The following is a 15752-nucleotide window of genomic DNA, read 5'->3' as shown; positions in this document are numbered from 1 at the left end:
CAAATTATAAAAATAAGACATAAAATCCATGTTAACCATGATAATATACATTTTATGTCATGTTTTGGATGATGTTGCGATGAGAACTTCGGCGCATAATTTTATGCTTGATGGTGTGGAAGACATGTTGACTCAAATTGGGACGAATATCAAAAAAGCCCGACTTCGACGTAATATGACCATTCATGATTTGGCCAATCGCATTCATGTAGATAACCGAACGATCTCACGTATGGAAAAAGGTGATCCAAGTACCAGCCTAAAAAATGTGATTTCAGTTTTAGTGATCTTTGGCCTTGAACATACCCTAGGCTCACTCGCGAATCCTGAGTTGGATGAAGTTGGCTTAGCACTCGAAAATCGTAATAGTTCAGTACGTGCAAGATTAAAAAAACAGTCTGTGATTAGTGATGATTTCTGATAGGTAAATAAACATGGATGAAGTTAAAGGATGTTATGTTTTCATAGATACAGGCTCCCAGCCAACAATTGCTGCACACTATTCTTATGAAAAGCCAATTTATCGCTTTCTTTATGGTCAATCATACTTACAACGTGCAGATGCCTTCCCTTTAGATCCACTTAATCTAAGCTTTCAGTCTTATAACAAACCATATGAAACTATTTCTAAAGATGGTTTTGGTGTACTTGCAGATGCAACACCAGACAATTGGGGGAAACGCTTAACCAATGCCTTACACCGTAGAACACCATTAAATCAATTGGAATGGTTACTCGCTTCACAAGGAAATTCAGTCGGCTGTATTGTTGGAAGCTTGTCTAAATCGCATATAAAAAACAATTCAAATATCATTCAATATGAAGAATTAGAAACTTTCATACAAATTACTGAACTCATCGAAAAAAAACGAGATCCGTTTGAGATGAAACTTGAACAACTCGAATTAAATAAGCTGTTATATAACGGGGCTTCAATGGGCGGAGCCAGACCCAAAACCCTTGTGATGTATAAAAATAAAGAATGGATTGCCAAATTTAATAAAAGTGATGATTTGTTTGATACCTGTAAAGTTGAATATGCTTCGCTGAATATGGCACGAGAAATGGGGCTCAATACATGTAATGCCGAACTAACAGAATGTGCTGGTCGCCCTATTCTCTTAGTTGAACGCTTTGATCGAAACTGCCCTGAACGTAAAAAACACTATATAAGTGCCAATAGTTTGCTCAATATTCAGAAAATTCGTATAGGAGATCCTAAAATGTCCTATATGAGTATTGCCAAAGTCTGTAGTCAGATTTGTTTTGATGCTATCAGTAATCAAAAAGAACTCTATAAGCGGATGGTGCTGAATGTCATGATTAGCAATACTGACGATCATTTAAAAAATCATGGTTTTTTAATGTATGACATGAAAAAGCAACATTATGCTTTAAGCCCGCTTTTTGATGTTTTACCACATGGTATGCCAAGCTCATTTCCAAATGAACATGCTCTGGTTTTAGGCAATGATGGACGTTTTGGAAGCTATGACAACCTTATCAGTCGTAGCAATGCCTTTGGACTAAACCTAGATCAAGCCAGAGAATGTATTAAGGATGTCCGTGATGTTCTCGAAAATAGAAAAAAATACCTGTTAGATGCGGGTCTTAAACCCACAGAAATTCGTCAATTAGAACCCTATTTCTATCTAGATATCCTCAAAAACTAAAGCTTAACAATGCCAGCCATTTATACTATGGATAATGAAAACTTTGATCAGAATGAATCGGTATTTAGTTATCAATCTTGGCAAGAAAATGATTCAAACATGACATAAAATCCAGCTTAAATTAGATAAAGTACTTTTTATGTCATTATAAAAGAGAAAATCCAATTGTATTTATATAGTTTTGCTTAGGCTATTTTGTTGTTATAACATGAGACCGAATACGATCTGTTTTATTCATCTATTTTCCAGGCGTGATGAATACTGTTAAGCAATCTTTGATTTAATGCTTGCTGATGTATTTGCCATTGAGCAATTTCGATTTGGGTCGGCTCTTGTTGCCCATCGGATTCACTTAAAAACCTTTTCAATCGACTTTGATAATGAAAAGCTGAGACATCCCCAGTAATATCGGCTCCGATTAGACGCGCTGAACAAGTTTGAATTAGATCCTGCAAATGTTTTTCTAAAAAATGCCCTTGATCCCAATTGGTCATCACCACATCTTTAGACAACACATCCTTATCTATAGATAAATATATAGGTAGATCAATTTTTTGTATTTCATTAAAAAAATCTGACATTAATTGGTCTGGCTCATCATAACCATGCCATGCATGTTGTGCGCCAATCCATTGGGTCCAATTCGCCTTTTGTTGAATACTCCAATAATGCAATTTACCCTTATATAAAGGAGACCAATGGTTTTCCCATGCATGTTTTAAGCTAATATCACTTGAGCTGATGCCGATCACATCGATCCGGGCGACCTGCGGCAATCGACTGGCCCAATACACCCATGAACCACAGTGTATTCCAAACGGATAACGCATATTGTCAGGGTGATTGTCACAAACAATTAAATGAACAGGTTCATTGTTTGTTATCCGTTTTAAAAGCAGCTGGGTTATATGATGATAATCACCACTTCCCATAAATACACAACCCAATTGATCTGATGGAGGTAATTGCTCAGCTAGATAATCTTCAAGTTGCTGAAATTTTTTCCAATGACATCCAAAACGGATTTGTTCTTGCCAACTGGCAAGATCGATGTTTTGAGCAGCATTCGAAATCTCGACTGAACCATCAAAATTGAGAACAACATGTTGCCTAATGCTATTCATGATTTTGACTCCTGCATACTTTCATGCCAATGTGCATCTGCTTCAAACAAATGGCGTAGTCGTCTGAGTGCAAATCTTAATATAGGTTGTTTAATCCATACTAAATGCCGTGTAAAAGTAAACTTAGCACCCAACTGAGCCTTTACTTCAGGGTCTGTCCAGCCAGCAATGTAGAATTTTAAATGATGTTGTTTGGCATAATCCAGATTGATGAACCAACTGATAAAATAAAGATTATATTCAATGGCTAAGGGATAATTTAAACCAATATATTTATCAACAAGATTCCCTTTGTACTCAAAACAAATGTTATATCCCAATAAAATTTGCGCTTTCCAATACAAAAAGACTTTGCCACCATTCTCAGCATCTTGCAAAATTTCATCAAAAAACTCAGCAGTGAGTAAGTCAAAGTGAACCTCACTTTGATTGTAAACATTTAAAAATAACTGATATAACTGCGCTCGAAATGCGTGCTGTGCAAATTGTTGCGCACCTGTATCGAGTATCTCAACCCGTAAATCGTCTAAGCTTTTCAACTTGCGTTTCAAATTTTTACGGCGGCTTTTTGAAAATTTTGCTAAATAATCTTCTCGATTTTCAAAATCAATTGGCACATAAGCCAAAGCTTGCCCTTCTATCGCCAGAAAACCGGCACGCTCTGCAACTTCAATGAATTGCTGACTATAGAGATTCTCTCGCGCAGTTAATAAAGGCGAATTTATCGGTAAATCTTTAATAATCGTTAAACTTTGCTGGCCTATACGTTGCTTGAGTTGTTGCAGCAAATCACTGACCGGTAAACTACTGATAAGCGGGGTATATTCGGTTACGGTGGTTCCAATAAAACATGTTTTTAAATGCAAAAACCGACCCCAATATGAATAACCTAATGTAGATTCAATGCGTTTTTTTACAGGAAGATCTAAAGTCGTGAGTAGATTAAAATCTGTTGTAAAAAAAGTTAAAAAATCGCTTGAATCATTTACATCAAACATTTTAGGTGGATGCTGAATAAAAGCATCCACCAGTGAATGTGGTTCCAATTGATTGAGATCGGTTTGCATTGTCATAAATTCAACCTACTGAATCACAGCTCTTTTTTAGCACGTAATAATAACTGCTCTAATAAAACCATTGCTTGATCAATTTCAGCACGTGAGATTTCCAAGTTGGGCGCAAATGTAATCACATTTTTGTAATAGCCGCCCACATCTAAGACTAGACCACATTTTTCACCTTGATACTCCAAAGTACCTGAAAGACCAATATCTACCATTTTGTCCAATAATGCTTTATTTGGAGTAAAGCCATCCACTTGACATATTTCTGCACGTAAAGCTAAGCCTAACCCATCAACATCACCAATTTCAGGATGGCATTTTTGTAGATCTTTTAAGCCTTCAAGGAAATATGCACCACTTTCCATAATTTGTTTTTCATAATCTTTCTCGGCCAGCATTTTCATGACTTCAAGCCCCACCGCCGTACCCAATGGATTTGATGCAAAAGTCGAGTGCGTTGATCCAACAGGGAAAACTTCAGGATTAATGATTTCTTCTTTTGCCCAAACGCCTGCAAGTGGATTTAAACCATTGGTCAGAGCTTTACCAAATACCAATACATCTGGGGTAATACCGAAATGTTCAAATGACCACAATTTACCAGTACGATAAAAGCCCATTTGGATTTCATCAACAACCAATAAAATCCCATGCTCATCTAAAACTTTTTTTAACTCTGGATAAAAATTCATAGGTGGAATGACATAACCACCTGTTCCTTGAATCGTTTCAATATAGAAAGCGGCAAATTCACTTTCGCGAACTTTAGGATCCCAAACACCATGATATTCATTTTCAAATAAGCGTTTAAACTCAGCCACAAGTTTTACTGCATACTCTTCAGCTGTCATCCCTTTAGGACGTCTAAAAGGATATGGGAAAGGGATAAATTGAGCACGTTCACCAAAATGACCATAACGACGGCGATAGCGATAGCTTGAGGTAATTGAAGAAGCCCCTAAAGTTCGACCATGATAGCCGCCTTCAAAAGCAAACATACGGCTTTTACCATGACAGAAATTTCGCACCAATTTCAATGAATCTTCGATCGCTTGTGATCCACCAACATTATAGTGAATACGTCCCTTTTCGCCGGTCTTTTTCAACATATCTTCGGCAATGACTTTGCTCAATTCAATTTTAGTTGGGTGTAAATATTGGCTGGCAATTTGAGGTAAGGTATGAATTTGATTAATTAATGCTTGGTCTAGGCGTGGGTTTTTATAACCAAAATTAACTGCTGAATACCACATTTGAAGATCAAGAAATGGCGTGCCTTGGTCATTATAAACATAGCTACCTCGACAATCTGTAAAAATATTAGGCGGATTGACATAATGCACGGTATCGCCATATGAACAATATTTGGCTTCATCCGCCAAGAGTTGTGCTTCATCTAATGGTTCACGTTTTGTCATGGCCTGACCTTCTGAAAAAAGATGGTTTTCTTTGATATTCATGTTGTTACCTTTTTCGAGCTTTTAATTGATTCAGTTTTGTTTTGAAACAAAATCTGAGTGGAGAAATGAGTTACATTCAAAATTTATATTTGATGCCGATGGATGGATAAATATCTGTACGTCGGTCAATCATTGGACTATTTGTTTGTTCCTTTGAAAGAAAATCGACGTTTAAAGTGCCAAAAGCACTCCAATCTTTTGAAATCTGGTAATCAGCTGCCATCCCTAAAAAAGGATGAAAGCTTGAGCTGGGTTGATAAGAACTGATACCTGTGCGTTGGGCTTCTAATGAACTTACGCCATAGTAATATTGGTTATATTTAGCATTGTTCCATTGCACGCCGATTTCAGGATAAAAAGACCATTTACCACGACTGATTTCGGCCAGATAAGATACTGTGGCAATCGTGCCCTTACTTCGAGAAAGTACGTCTGTTCCAATCTGGGCCTTAAAACCCCCAAATGGTGTTATTCGCATATAACTACCACCCGCCATGACTGACCATTTACGGCGTTGTAGTCCAGTCAGCTCCCCACTCGGGTCATAACTGCTGCCATCGTATGCAGCATTTAACCGCAGTTCATTGTGATCATCATTTAAAAGATAAACACCGGCTTCATCGCCTTCTAAATAAACGCAACCGTTATCATAGAAAGCTGTAGGTAATAAGCTCTGATAGGTACGTTTTCCTTTATATGGCTGAAAATCGACAGTGTAATTTGCACCAATACTTAAAGCTGCAGGCTGATCATCATTTGCATATACATAGGATGAACTAAGTAGTATTCCGATAATCGGCGCAAGTTTTATGGGTTTTAAATGATTATTCATATTTCGGTCCATTCAACGCATTTTTATAATGACTTCAAATCTGAAATCAGCATATTTGCGATGTGGGCTAAATATGAATTTGCTTTCTTATGCGAATCTTAAAAAAAAGTAAAATTCCATTAACATTGTTTTGTTTTGTGACCCGAAACTTAATTCATTTAAAAATATGAATTATAAATTCATTTAATTTAAGATTATAAAAAAATAAGCTATTCATTTTTAATAAATTAAATAATTTTAATAAATTACACTTTTTTACAATACAGCAACGTCATCTTTTTGCCACTAATTTCCCATAAGATTTAATTAAGAATCGAAAATTAATTTATGTGACAAGTTTATTAAAATAACAGTGGTAAAACTTATTATGTTCCTGATAAGCCCGCAACAGAATACGACCTCACAAAACCTTTGGCATATATTATGTGATTTTGATGGGACTATTAGTTTAAATGATACAACTGATCATTTATTGGAAACTTTTGCCCTAGATGGATGGCAAGCCATTGAGCAGCAATGGGAACAAGGATTGATTGGCTCAAAGCAATGTATGCAACAACAAATCGCTTTATTGCATATGAATCAACAAGCGTTTTATCAATGTTTAGATCAAATAGAAATTGATGCTGGTTTTTTAAATCTAGTGCAATTAAGCGCCTTACATAACATACCGCTGACCATTGTTAGCGATGGTTTAGATCTGGTGATTCAATATATTTTATCTAAGTATAATCTTGGGCATCTTCCAGTTATCGCGAATCATTTGGTTCAAGTAAATGAATACCAATGGCGATTAGAATTTCCAAATACCAATTTAGCCTGTAAAAGTGCAAGTGGCACCTGTAAATGCAAAATTGCTGAGATGAATCATCAGGCAAATATTATTTTAATTGGCGATGGTCGTTCAGATTTTTGTCTTGCCGAAAGTGCAAATTATGTCTTTGCAAAAAAATCCCTGATTGAACATTGCCGCGAAAAACAAATTTTATATACGCCTTTTAAAAATATTACAGAAATTCATCAACCTTTAGAAAAGTTACTGATGAGTGATTTTGAACTTGATCCAACGATTATGGTGCTTGCATGATTAAAGATAACTCATTCTTCATGAATGGAAGTCGTACTGGTGTACTACTGATCCATGGTTTAACAGGCACACCTAATGAAATGCGTAGTGTGGCAAAGCCCTGTCAGCAAATGGGTTATAGTGTCTTAGCCGTACAGCTCGCAGGACATTGCGGAACAATGCAAGACTTGGTCCAAACCAAATGGGAAGACTGGTATACAAGTATTTGCCAAGCTGCTGAAGAATTAAAAAAGCATACTGATGAAATATTTGTCATTGGATTATCTATGGGCTCGTTATTGGCACTTAAATATGCTTCAGAACATCCAGTTGCTGGAGTGATTTGTTATAGCCCAACATTTAAATTTGATGGTTGGAGTATTCCACGATGGTCAAAAATACTCGCCCCTATCGTTTTACCCATCGTTTCGCATTTAAATATTTTTAAAAATAGTGCCTTTGATGAAACTGAGCCTTACGGCATTAAAAACCAACAATTGCGTATGCGTATTCTAGAAGCCATGAAAAGTGATGATAGTAGTAAAGCTGGATTGCCAGGTAATCCTTGGCATTCACTTTATCAGATGCAACGCTTGTCCAAAAATGTTGGTAAAAATTTATATAAAGTTACCGCTCCGACGCTTTGTTTACATGCATTTCATGATGATATTGCGGATAAAAAAAATAGTCAGTTGATCTATGACAAAGTATCGGGCCAAAAACAATTAATTTGGCTTTACGAAAGCTACCATATGATCACGATTGATAACGATCGTAAACAAGTCATTGAAGCATCATTAAATTTCATCAAGCAACATCAACAATTGGCTGTTATTTCCAACCCTGTAGAAAAGTCAGCTGAAATAAGCACTGTTGAAGCGAATTTAAAACATGGTGAACCTGCGTGAATTTAGCTATTGCTGCTGTCTGGTTTCTAACTATTGTCATTGATACTGTCGGTCAACTGGCTTTTAAGGCAGCAGCGTCAGAAAATACTCAACATGATGGCATTGCACATTGGAAAGCAATGGCAATACGCCCCTGGATTTGGATTGGTATCACCAGTTATATCATTGAGTTTTTCACTTGGCTTATTTTCCTTTCCTTAGTCCCATTGTCTGATGGTGTGATGTTAGGCAGTATCAATATCGTTGTCATTCTTATCGCTGGACGTTTATTTTTTAATGAAAAGCTCACACGTAATCGACTGATCGGTGTCATCTTAATTAGTTTAGGTGTCACTGTTGTGGGATTAGGCACATGAAGCTATTTTATATCATCGGTTTTATCATATTAATGTCTTTTGACACCTTGGCCCAAATCAGTTTTAAATTTGCGTCCATCCATGCAATGCCACTGACTTATGATATGGCTTGGTTAATCCGTATCTTGAGTCATTATTGGATTTATGGGGCAATTATTGGCTATATCGGGGCCTTTTTTACATGGATGACTTTACTCAAACATGCACCTGTTGGACCTGCCTTTGCTGCATCACATTTGGAGTTGATTAGCGTCACGCTTCTGTCTATATGGTTGTTTAATGAACCACTCACCTTTGCAAAAGTACTAGGCGCAACACTGATTTTAATTGGTGTACTTTTCTTAGCAAAAGATGAGTCAAAACAACATCTTTCAACCAATGAAGTACTGAAGTAAAACCACACCCTATTTGAACCAAAACATGGGAATATGACTTACGACATCTAAATATGAAAAAAGAAATCCCACCGACCAATGGCCTCACGATTAATTTTAGAGATCTGTTTCCTTCTGCTCGTCAAACAGATCTATCTACATATCTAAGCAATTTACTCAACATTCCTCAACCGAGTTTAACTTGCTCAGGTACAGTTGCTCTAATTCTTGCCTTGCAAACGCTAGAAAAAAGACAGCCACAACGTAAACAAGTCATTATTCCAGCATGGACATGTCCGTTGGTGGCACTGGCGATTGAGAAAATAGGATTAACGCCCGTTCTATGTGACATAGAAACCAATAGCTTAAATTTTGAGATTCAACAACTACAACAATTAACCAATGCAAATACCTTGGCAATTGTGGTGACTCATTTTGCTGGTCTGGTTTATGATTTTAGCTTAGTCCAAGAAATTGCCCGGCATTATCAGACCTTTATCATTGAAGATGCTGCTCAATCTATGGGTGCTAAAACCCATTATCAAAGCGTAGGGCTAATTGGAGATATTGCATTTTTTAGTCTGGCTTTTGGCAAAGGACTAACCAGTGCTGAAGGAGGTGTATTGTTTAGTCGGGATCTAGAAATCAACCAGCAACTTTATGAGAGTTCCTTAACATTACCTATGCTCAAGCAATGGGAGCTGAAACGTTGTTTGGAGTTGATGGCGTATAGTTTGCTTTATCGTCCTGAAACTTTAACATGGCTCTATGGCAAACCTTTGCGTAAGGCGCTAGAAAACCATGATGAAATCACAGCTGTAGGTGATAACTTTGATCTAGACAGTATCCCTATTCATCAACTTGGAAAATGGCGCAGTCAAGTTGCAGCACATGCCAGTACACGCCTTCCACTACATTGGCAACAAGCAAGACAGCGAGCTAAAAAGCGTATCTTACAATTAAGATTATTGCCAAACTTACATATATTTGATGAACAGATAAATACTCAGGCAACTTTTCCCTTTTTGATTTGTTTTGTAGAAAACGAAAGATTATGTCAAAAAATATTAGATGAACTTTGGTGCTCAGGTTTAGGCATAACCAAACTTTTTGTACGTTCAATTTCCCACTATCCAGCGTTATCGCATATACATGCCGATACGCCAAATGCCACGCGCTTCGCAGCACAAAGTTTTACCATTAGTAATTCAGCTTGGTTAGAGGAGGATGATTTTCAAATTATTTTTAAAGTACTAGAAAAAATTCTAACCACATAGAATTAAGCCCAATCTGAGTAACATCTATTTAAAAAAACAATTTACCTTTGTCACGTCATATAACCCATTCAATAAAAACCAAACCATTTTCACCCTTGGCCTGATTTAATCAAAGATGATCATTTTTTGATTGATGAAAAAAATTTATTAATTTGTTAGAAGCCGCTTATATACAGATTATTTTTATTGTCCATTCGCTAAAACAAAAAATTAAATTAAAAATGAGGAACATAGTTCCTCATTTTTTATTCAGTAAAACCTTAGTAGGCCAATTGAATCAACATTCTAAAAAAACCAGCAATAATCGCCAATGTTAGAAATCCACCTAGCCATAACACGACAAACCATTGTGTTTGAGATAGTTTCATACTTGCTTACCTCATTTAAAGCTTTAAATTTTTACCCTGCTGCATGTTTAATCTTGCTTAGGCTATTTTTTACTCAAGCCAAAAGACTAAAGATGCTACGTTTAAGTTTAGTGATAACCTTCATCACCAATTCGAACTTTGTCTCGGAACACCCAATATGAAAGCCCGGTATAGATCAAAATAATTGGAATTAAAATCAATGCGCCAATTAAAGCAAACAATTGACTGCTCTGTGGCGCAGCAGCTTCCCAGATAGTCACTGATGGCGGAATCACATAAGGCCACAAACTGATGATAAACCCAGTATAAGCAAGGAAAACCAAAGCCAAGGTATAAAGGAATGGGCTTAGTTCATAACGCTTTTTACATGCGCGAAGCACAAGGAAAGTAAACAGCACCACCAATATTGGTACAGGACTAAAATACATCAATTGTGGTTGGCTAAACCAGCGTGCTGCAATTTCAGGATGCGCCATCGGGGTATAAATACTGACTGCCCCAAAGATAACAAACAAAGCAACGATTAATTTAGGCATCAACTGATACATACGATCTTGTAAATCAAGTTCAGTTTTAAAAATTAACCATCCACAACCCAATGCTGCATAAAGCACAACGACACCAATACCTGTAAACACAGTAAACGGCGATAACCAGTCTAAACCACCACCTGCATACATATGATTTTCAACTTTAATCCCTTGGATATATGCACCAAGAATCATCCCTTGGAAAAAGCTAGCAAGAATTGAACCACCAATAAATGCTTTGTCCCATAAATGCTTGGTTCGATTGGCTTTAAAACGAAACTCAAAAGCCACACCACGGAAAATTAAAGCAATCACCATAAGGATAACTGGCATATATAACGCGGATAATACAGTGGCATAGACCATTGGAAACGCTGCATATAATGCTGCACCGCCCAGTACCATCCAGGTTTCATTACCATCCCAAACAGGTGCAACGGTGTTCATCATCACATCACGTTCGTGTTGATCCTTAACAAAGGGAAATAAAATCCCAATCCCTAAATCAAAACCATCTAGTACCACATAAATGAATACACCAATGGCGATAATGACAATCCAAATCAGAGATAAATCAATCATTATTTACGCTCCTGTTCATTGGAATCAACGCTATCTTCAACACTCGTCAATGGACGTTTAGAGGCCAAAATAACCGCTTCTTCACTATGCGCTACGCTTTCTGGTGTGGCGTAGATAAATTGTGGACCTTTGTGCATCAATTTCAACATATAGTAAATGCCTATGCCAAATACGATGCAATACACCACAACGAAAATAATCAAAGTGAGACCAACTTGTTCCGCAGATACTGGAGATAAAGCATCTTTGGTTCGCATCACACCATATACCACCCACGGCTGACGACCAACCTCTGTGGTAAACCAGCCTGCGAGCAATGCAATAAATCCTGAAGGTCCCATAGCAAAAGCAAAACGGTGTAACCATTTGTTTTCATAAAGCTTGCCGCCTTTGCGTAGAAACAATGCCATCACGGCAAGTAGAATCATCAGCATGCCCATTCCAACCATGATTCTAAAACTCCAGAACACCACGGTAGAATTAGGACGATCTTCAGGTGCAAACTCTTTTAAGCCTTTTACCTCACCATCCAGCGTATGGGTCATGATTAAGCTGCCAAGATTTGGAATACCGATAGCATATTTGGTTTCTTCTGCCTGCATATCAGGAATACCAAACAGATATAGCGGCATGCCCTCACCTTTGTTGGTTTCCCAATGCCCTTCAATCGCTGCAAGTTTAGCAGGCTGATGTTTTAAGGTATTTAGACCGTGATTATCACCAATCAGAACCTGTAATGGTGCAAGGACCAGAATCATCCACAATGCCATAGAAAACGATTTTTTGATTAATGCGTCACGGCGTCCTTTTAATAAATGCCAAGCAGCAGTTGCAGCCACCAGTAAGGCTGAAACAAGGAATGCTGCTGCAGCCATATGGGCTAAACGGTAAGGAAATGAGGGGTTAAACACAATTGCAAACCAATCTTGCGGCACGATAATCCCATTTTCGATGCTAAAGCCTTGTGGTGTTTGCATCCAACTGTTTGAAGATAAAATCCAAAACATTGAAATACAGGTACCAATGGCCACCATAGCCGTTGCAAAGAAATGCGCCCGAGGACCTACTCGCCCCCAACCAAAGAGCATAATGCCAAGGAAACCAGCTTCTAAGAAAAATGCACTCAGCACTTCATAAGCCAGTAATGGACCAGTTACCGAGCCTGCAACACGTGAAAATTCACTCCAGTTTGTTCCAAACTGATAACTCATCACCACACCAGAAACCACGCCCATCCCAAAAGCGACAGCAAAAATTTTTACCCAGAATTTAAATAAATCTTGGTAAACAGGATTTTGAGTTTTTAGCCAGCGCCATTCAAGTACAGCTAAAAAGCTTGCAAGCCCGATAGAAATTGAAGGAAAAATAATATGGAAAGAAACAGTAAAAGCAAACTGAATACGCGCCAATTCTAAAGCAGTTAATCCTAGATCCATGACATCACCTTATTCATTGGTAAAGTTGGTAAAGATTGAGTTTTGAATACATTGATAAACATTTTTTGTTGTACAAGCTCAGCATACGCCTGAACATTCAGTACAATCTGTTGTTTTCTTTTTGCTGTATTTTTAAACAATACTAAAAATAGCATGCAAAGGCTGCTTTCCTGCAAATCGAGGAAATTTTGAAAAATCATGATCATTCTCTACACAATAAATTCGAAATACGATCGCATGGCTTTAAAGCCTTTATTTAAAAATGCTAAACCTATGGATCGGTGAATGTGTTATGCAAAGACTACAGGTGGGGCTCGCCCTTGAGGAATCAGAAACAGGCGTTGTAATTGAAAATAGACATGCTGAAAGTTTTCAACATAAGCCATTAAACGTACTTGAATACGCACTAGGATTTCTTTTACGCCAATTTCTGGTGGCATCACTAAATTGCCATATACCACACAATACTGGCACTGGTGGTTAATGTCATGATGATCATGACTTGAGCTGCTTGCTTGCTGGGCTTGATCTAAATGCAAATAGTGATGAATAAAACTAGATTCTTGCTCATGATGAAGATGTGCATGTGTTGGTCGCAATAAAGCTTGAGTGATGTCTTCACAGACCGGAGCAATTTGATACTGCTCAGGTAATAACGGCTGTAAAAAAACCGCAAGCTGTAAAAATACTGTCGCAAATGCCAGCAACAGACCACTGCTTCTTAACACAATTGATTGCTCATATTGAGAGAGATAGAAAAAAGTATAAGTTTGCTTTTAACTGTAGATCTTTAATTTGAAATAAAGAATCAACTGCATAAAAACCAAGCATATCACTCAACTTTTCTAGTTTTACTATAGTACATTTAAATTTTAAATCAAAGCCTCTTTAGCACTTTTTTGGAAATCGTTTTCTTTTTTAATGATTTGTTTATTATATAGCAATGATCAATAAAACTTAAAAAAGCATCCATCGTCGCCTCAGCTTTTAGTGAGTAAATAGCACCAGCTCAACTTTCGAGCTAAATTCAATTGAAAAGCTGATACTCGACGACTGAATCTACAACGATATTCTAAGGGTGTTAAGCCGGTTTTCTTTCTAAACAATCTGCGAAAAGAACTTGGGTCTAGATAACCGACACTTTGCATAATCAGATCAATGGATTGATTAGCATTTTCAATAGCAAAACTTCTTGGCTGAGCAAGCCAAGAAGCTAGAGAAAATAAAACTATTATTTAAACACTTTAAAACGCACAGCATCATCGATATAGGCTTTTTCAGCAGCCTCCGCTTCAATTGAACCAAACACCAACTGTGCACGAAGTTTCCAAGTTTTGGGTATATCCCATTCCGCATGGACTTGTTTATCGACAATTGGATTGTAGTGCTGTAAGGATGCACCAATACCCTCGCTATTTAAGGTTGTCCACGTTGAAAATTGTGCGATTGCTGTAGAGTGTTCAGCCCAAATCGGAAAGTTTTCTGCATAAGCTGGAAATTTTTCTTGTAAGTTTTGGATCACATCTAAATCTTCAAAGAAAAGAACGGTACCAAAGCCTGCGATAAAACTGTCTATTTTAGTCTCTGTTTTTAAGGCACTTGCTTCATCTTTGGCATAGGCTTTGAGTTGAACTTTTACAAAGTTCCAGAACTTCTCATGTTCAGCATTAAACAAGATCACTGCACGAGATGATTGCGAGTTAAAAGAAGATGGGCTTTGTTTGATCGCTTGCTGAATCAAATCAGTAAGATGCTCAGGAGATTGATTAACATGACGTCCAATCGCATAAATTGTACGGCGTTTATGAATTAAATCTAAAAAATTATTCGACATTGCTGAATATCCTTGGATATATCCCCGGGGAAATCCGATACTTTAAAAAAGATTATCAAGATATTTTAAAAAATCATAACAAGTATGAATTGATTAAAACCAAAAGTATTACAGCATAAAAAAACTTGCTAGAAATATCTACTTTTGTCATATGTTTCTAAGCAAAACTGAATTAGCAGAAATATAAGGGTCTGTTGACATTTCATAAATGGCTTGCGTTGTAGGTTAAAATTGAGCAGACAAGGCAGGAAACGAAGAGAATAGCGAGACTATTTTCGAGTTTCATAACGTAGGCTGAGATAATTTTAGCCACAACCCTTCGGGACTTGTGTGTTTTTTGCCGCTACGTCGTTACGAACTACTCATTTAGAATGACTAAATTTCGTATTTCGAGCCTAGTATCGCCTAAAAAACACACGTAGTCGCAAACATAGACGAATTGTCAACAGACCCTAAGCAACTCCTAGATATAGAAATCACGACATATACCATCCATCAATCAACAATCAGAAGTTTTATCCTACAAACGCGTAATAAAGAAGATTGAATAAGAAGTACCAGCATTTAAAATTAAATCATAAAGACTTGCTAAATGAATGATCTCATTTAAATCATTGTCATCATGCTTAAACAACTGCCGAATAAAATCTAAGCATTAAAAATGTTTCCACTCAAAATTTAGATATCGCAATTGGTTAAAAAATGAAAGTTTTAAATATATTAAGTATCATCAGTTCAATATTTATTCTATTTTTTATGTTTTATACGCTTGGGCCTACAATTTAAAAAACTTAAACAGATGAATAAAAAATAAAAGGCAGTTTAAAACTGCCTTTTATACTTGAATTTGATTATTTCAATCTATTGC

The 15752-nt window shown here is 37.0% G+C and carries 17 protein-coding genes and 1 pseudogene; 7 read left to right on the top strand and 11 right to left on the bottom strand.

The genetic code is table 11. The annotated features are described in order from the left end of the window. The first annotated feature begins 79 nt into the window (after positions 1-79). A complete protein-coding gene (locus AC07U8_RS10205; protein ID WP_051065603.1) occupies positions 80-421 on the top strand; it encodes a helix-turn-helix transcriptional regulator in 342 nt (113 codons plus the stop codon). A gap of 13 nt (positions 422-434) precedes the next feature. Beyond that, on the top strand, positions 435-1673 hold the full coding sequence (locus AC07U8_RS10200) for a type II toxin-antitoxin system HipA family toxin (protein WP_494737803.1): 1239 nt from the start codon (positions 435-437) through the stop codon (positions 1671-1673). 230 nt (positions 1674-1903) lie between these two features. Here the strand turns inward: AC07U8_RS10200 and AC07U8_RS10195 are convergent, their stop codons facing one another. The 4 genes from AC07U8_RS10195 to AC07U8_RS10180 all read right to left on the bottom strand — a co-directional run bounded on the left by AC07U8_RS10195 (position 1904) and on the right by AC07U8_RS10180 (position 6153). Then, the gene (locus AC07U8_RS10195) at positions 1904-2797 is read right to left on the bottom strand and encodes a hypothetical protein (protein WP_315079249.1); all 894 of its coding nucleotides are present in this window, start codon (positions 2795-2797) and stop codon (positions 1904-1906) included. Next, the gene (locus AC07U8_RS10190; RefSeq protein ID WP_315079314.1) at positions 2794-3864 is read right to left on the bottom strand and encodes a peptidogalycan biosysnthesis protein; all 1071 of its coding nucleotides are present in this window, start codon (positions 3862-3864) and stop codon (positions 2794-2796) included. Before AC07U8_RS10190 ends, AC07U8_RS10195 begins: the two co-directional genes overlap by 4 nt. Before the next feature lie 23 nt (positions 3865-3887). Further along, positions 3888-5321, bottom strand: coding sequence for an aspartate aminotransferase family protein (locus AC07U8_RS10185; RefSeq protein ID WP_494737802.1), 1434 nt, complete (start codon positions 5319-5321; stop codon positions 3888-3890). A gap of 76 nt (positions 5322-5397) precedes the next feature. Further along, positions 5398-6153, bottom strand: a complete 756-nt coding sequence (locus AC07U8_RS10180) for a MipA/OmpV family protein (protein ID WP_419261961.1) — start codon at positions 6151-6153, stop codon at positions 5398-5400. A gap of 367 nt (positions 6154-6520) precedes the next feature. Between AC07U8_RS10180 and AC07U8_RS10175 the strand changes: the two genes are divergently transcribed. The 5 genes from AC07U8_RS10175 to AC07U8_RS10155 are packed head-to-tail and all read left to right on the top strand — an operon-like array spanning position 6521 to position 10134. Next, positions 6521-7240 carry an MtnX-like HAD-IB family phosphatase gene (locus AC07U8_RS10175; RefSeq protein WP_096734076.1) on the top strand — a complete coding sequence of 240 codons (720 nt, stop codon included), beginning with the start codon at positions 6521-6523 and terminating at the stop codon, positions 7238-7240. Then, the gene (locus AC07U8_RS10170) at positions 7237-8127 is read left to right on the top strand and encodes an alpha/beta hydrolase (RefSeq protein ID WP_096734075.1); all 891 of its coding nucleotides are present in this window, start codon (positions 7237-7239) and stop codon (positions 8125-8127) included. The genes AC07U8_RS10175 and AC07U8_RS10170 overlap by 4 nt, the downstream gene beginning before the upstream one ends. After that, positions 8124-8483: an EamA family transporter gene (locus tag AC07U8_RS10165; protein ID WP_004821440.1), complete on the top strand. Its 360-nt coding sequence runs from the start codon at positions 8124-8126 to the stop codon at positions 8481-8483. The genes AC07U8_RS10170 and AC07U8_RS10165 overlap by 4 nt, the downstream gene beginning before the upstream one ends. Continuing rightward, the gene (locus tag AC07U8_RS10160) at positions 8480-8878 is read left to right on the top strand and encodes a DMT family transporter (RefSeq protein WP_004821438.1); all 399 of its coding nucleotides are present in this window, start codon (positions 8480-8482) and stop codon (positions 8876-8878) included. Before AC07U8_RS10165 ends, AC07U8_RS10160 begins: the two co-directional genes overlap by 4 nt. 53 nt (positions 8879-8931) lie before the next feature. Then, a complete protein-coding gene (locus AC07U8_RS10155; protein WP_494737801.1) occupies positions 8932-10134 on the top strand; it encodes a DegT/DnrJ/EryC1/StrS family aminotransferase in 1203 nt (400 codons plus the stop codon). A gap of 260 nt (positions 10135-10394) precedes the next feature. On the opposite strand, the gene AC07U8_RS10150 is transcribed toward AC07U8_RS10155, so the two are convergent. The 7 genes and pseudogenes from AC07U8_RS10150 to AC07U8_RS10120 all read right to left on the bottom strand — a co-directional run bounded on the left by AC07U8_RS10150 (position 10395) and on the right by AC07U8_RS10120 (position 14884). Next, positions 10395-10502, bottom strand: a complete 108-nt coding sequence (locus AC07U8_RS10150) for a DUF2474 family protein (protein WP_004821434.1) — start codon at positions 10500-10502, stop codon at positions 10395-10397. A 107-nt stretch (positions 10503-10609) separates the two neighbouring features. Beyond that, positions 10610-11614, bottom strand: a complete 1005-nt coding sequence (gene cydB, locus AC07U8_RS10145) for a cytochrome d ubiquinol oxidase subunit II (protein ID WP_004821432.1) — start codon at positions 11612-11614, stop codon at positions 10610-10612. Further along, the gene (locus AC07U8_RS10140; protein WP_004720575.1) at positions 11614-13050 is read right to left on the bottom strand and encodes a cytochrome ubiquinol oxidase subunit I; all 1437 of its coding nucleotides are present in this window, start codon (positions 13048-13050) and stop codon (positions 11614-11616) included. The genes cydB and AC07U8_RS10140 overlap by 1 nt, the downstream gene beginning before the upstream one ends. Further along, positions 13041-13205 carry a hypothetical protein gene (locus tag AC07U8_RS10135; protein ID WP_252720720.1) on the bottom strand — a complete coding sequence of 55 codons (165 nt, stop codon included), beginning with the start codon at positions 13203-13205 and terminating at the stop codon, positions 13041-13043. Before AC07U8_RS10135 ends, AC07U8_RS10140 begins: the two co-directional genes overlap by 10 nt. Before the next feature lie 135 nt (positions 13206-13340). After that, positions 13341-13778: a DUF2946 domain-containing protein gene (locus tag AC07U8_RS10130; protein WP_004720578.1), complete on the bottom strand. Its 438-nt coding sequence runs from the start codon at positions 13776-13778 to the stop codon at positions 13341-13343. Between the two features lie 252 nt (positions 13779-14030). Next, a pseudogene (locus AC07U8_RS10125) lies at positions 14031-14216 on the bottom strand (AraC family transcriptional regulator); the annotation flags it as partial. Between the two features lie 65 nt (positions 14217-14281). Then, positions 14282-14884 carry a nitroreductase family protein gene (locus AC07U8_RS10120; RefSeq protein ID WP_494737800.1) on the bottom strand — a complete coding sequence of 201 codons (603 nt, stop codon included), beginning with the start codon at positions 14882-14884 and terminating at the stop codon, positions 14282-14284. Between the last annotated feature and the right edge of the window lie 868 nt (positions 14885-15752).

The organism is Acinetobacter sp. GW821-FHT01E09, from assembly GCF_059422385.1.
Note: the sequence above shows the minus strand (reverse complement) of the source record. Positions and strands in the feature narration are given on the sequence as shown.